We start from the raw sequence: 2,629 nt of genomic DNA, 5'->3' as shown, positions 1-2,629 counted from the left end.
GCTCGTCTAGGAGAGCTTTATCGAATGCAAGTATCCCTTTCCCAACCAATTTACCGTCATCAATAGAGAAGCAGTCTATATCGAAGAGAGTCTTCGATCGATAGATTGTGATGATAAAAGGAAAAGGCTGGTAGTACCACTTGGTAAATCGCGTCAAACACATCTTGATATGGGTTGGAAGTGCCCTGCTTTTTAGATTTGGTTGTGTTAGCTAATTGGGTGAACTTGATAGTGATAGTTCTTCAACTCTTCACTTGTTTGGCACAACTCAAATGTGAAATAAGGCTGGGTGACTAAGCACTGAGTGAACCTGTCTAATTCATTCGTATGTATAAACAGCGAAATGGGTGCAATCTGACGGTTTTCATTATCGAAGCAGTTATCGATATGTGCTCTGTCGATATAAACAACGTCCATTTCCTGTTTAGGGGTCTCTTCAATAAGTTTTGTTTCTAATCCGCTCTTCTCAAAGCGTTCTAACAAGGCATAAAGCTTATCAACGTCGTTTTGACTTTCTATCGCTGAATATTGAGATAAAACGCTTTCTAAGTGTTTTTCGATTGAGCCAAACTTATTCTTCATCAAACAAACCGTTTTAAGCTTTTTCTTGATAATGCTATATCGAGCTTGTTTGATTTTTGGCTTCAAGAAGTCAATGATGATCTTGTTTCGTTGCTCTTCTTTAACAAAGTGACTGGCAATGTTTACTTTGAAGTAAAGGTGAAGAAGAGTGTTTTCGAAGGTCGACTTAAGAAGTTGATGGTATGAATGTTCTGACATTGTTCACATGGACTATTTATTGGTGAGGGTATCTTATCATGAAAATAGCAAGGCTCTATGGCAGAAAGCAAAGTGACGTAACTTGCTAGTTGTTCGTTGTAATGCTTAAACCGTGTACCCATCGTAGTCACAATATTTTCAATTTTAGGACTCGACTTTGATTCTAGTCTTGAGGTTAGGTTAAACAACAGGTATTGGTTGGTGAGAAGCCTAATAACTTAATTCAACGCGGCTGGTGCCATCTTCTTTAGGTTTTTTACAGCCTTGATATTATCGATTAGTAACGGATGGATAACTTTTAATGAAAAGTGTATTACCTATGTAATACATTGACAGGGCTATGTGCGGTTATTATTGTGTATTACACATGTAATACATGAGGTGTCTACTATGAAAACAAAGATCATCAGCGCAGCGAACCAAAAAGGTGGCGTTGGAAAAACCACGACTCTTGTCAATTTAGGAGCTGAGCTTACACGAAAACGAAAAGTGTTAGTCATTGACCTTGATCCTCAAGGGAACTGCTCCAAAACGTTAACCGGACAACGTGATTTTAAGTTTGAAGAGACGGTTGCTGCTTTGTTTGATAAGCCTAAAGTTGTGTCCATTGTCGATTTAATTCAACCTGCAAAGCTTAATGGGAACTCCATTGAAAACCTCTATGTTGTTCCTGCTGATGTTCAGTTGTCACGTGTCATCGAAACATCACTGACAAAGATTAATCGTGAACGAATTTTAGAGAAGCAATTGGCAAAGTTAGGTGATACCTATGATTTCATTCTTCTTGATACCCCACCAAACTTATCCCTAACGACTCTCAACGCAATCCAGGCCTCAGACCTTATTTTGATCCCTATTGATTCAGGTGCATTTTCATTGGACGGCATTAGCCCTTTACTCGAAGCTGTATCTGAAATTAAGGAGGATGAAGGTAATTATCTGATCCTGAGGAACGAGGTCGACTCAAGAAACACTATTATCAATGAGTTCATTGATGAGGAATTGGAGGTAGTACAAGATAAATTGTTACCAGTATCTGTCCGTCGTTCTGAGCATGTCGGCCAAGCTAATGCCGTTTCTTCTCCTGTGCGCTTTTATAAATCGGGCTCTCTTGTTAATAACGATTACCGAAAGCTCGCTGCGTTTCTTTTAAATTTAATGTAATACATAGGTAATACACATGAGTAAGTTAAAGACACGAGGAGCGATAACAGTTATCTCCACTCACAAGAACGAAGGCTCAAGTAAGTCGACTGGAATTACGACTGTCAAAAAGAAAGTGACGACATCTTATAAGGTGCCTCCTCTGACTCTTAGAATGTCACTGACTGATAAAGAACGGATAACTGATTGGGTAGCAAATCTGCAAGAGCAGACAGAGAGAAATGTGTCTGCAGCAAAACTGTACCGAGCCTTGGCTTTATATCGAGACAAGATCGATGATGAAGATCTCATTGAGTTGATCAACAAAATGAATTAAACATGTATTACATATGTACTACATGTCTTATCTAAAGGCTCGTTATAGACTTTAAGCGATGTCATAGGGCCTACCTCGGACTTAACTTCAAACATTGATGAACATGACACTTGAAGAGTCTTGTTACCTGTTCTGAGCCTCATTTCCTTGTAAAGACAAACACTTTAAACGTGTCTTTATCACGATTCTTATGTTGCCTTAAGGGGCACCCTGCGGGCTAGGCCCTGACTGTCCTAAGAGCCTTAGCGCCTTGTCGTTCCCTCCTCGTTGATCTCTCTGTCTTTGAATAAGTTCGAATAAGGGCTTGTTTTCTTATGCGCCGATTTCTTTCACTCGCCTCATTTTCGGGTTCGCAGGCTGTTAACCGTC

The 2,629-nt window shown here is 39.7% G+C and carries 3 protein-coding genes; 2 read left to right on the top strand and 1 reads right to left on the bottom strand.

What is annotated here, in order from left to right:
* Positions 1 to 207: 207 nt before the first annotated feature.
* Positions 208 to 780 (bottom strand): DUF2913 family protein, encoded by a 573-nt coding sequence (locus QQ041_RS20280; RefSeq protein WP_171762994.1) that lies wholly within the window; start codon positions 778 to 780, stop codon positions 208 to 210.
* A gap of 390 nt (positions 781 to 1,170) precedes the next feature.
* Between QQ041_RS20280 and QQ041_RS20275 the strand changes: the two genes are divergently transcribed.
* Together QQ041_RS20275 and QQ041_RS20270 are read left to right on the top strand one after the other, a co-directional pair.
* Entirely contained in the window at positions 1,171 to 1,944 is a 774-nt protein-coding gene (locus QQ041_RS20275; protein ID WP_285954928.1) for a ParA family protein, read from the top strand.
* A gap of 16 nt (positions 1,945 to 1,960) precedes the next feature.
* Positions 1,961 to 2,260 (top strand): hypothetical protein, encoded by a 300-nt coding sequence (locus QQ041_RS20270; RefSeq protein ID WP_192854692.1) that lies wholly within the window; start codon positions 1,961 to 1,963, stop codon positions 2,258 to 2,260.
* Positions 2,261 to 2,629 lie beyond the last annotated feature (369 nt).

It is taken from the genome of Vibrio sp. TMPB1044 (assembly GCF_030442075.1).
GTDB lineage: Bacteria > Pseudomonadota > Gammaproteobacteria > Enterobacterales > Vibrionaceae > Vibrio > Vibrio satsumensis.
Note: the sequence above shows the minus strand (reverse complement) of the source record. Positions and strands in the feature narration are given on the sequence as shown.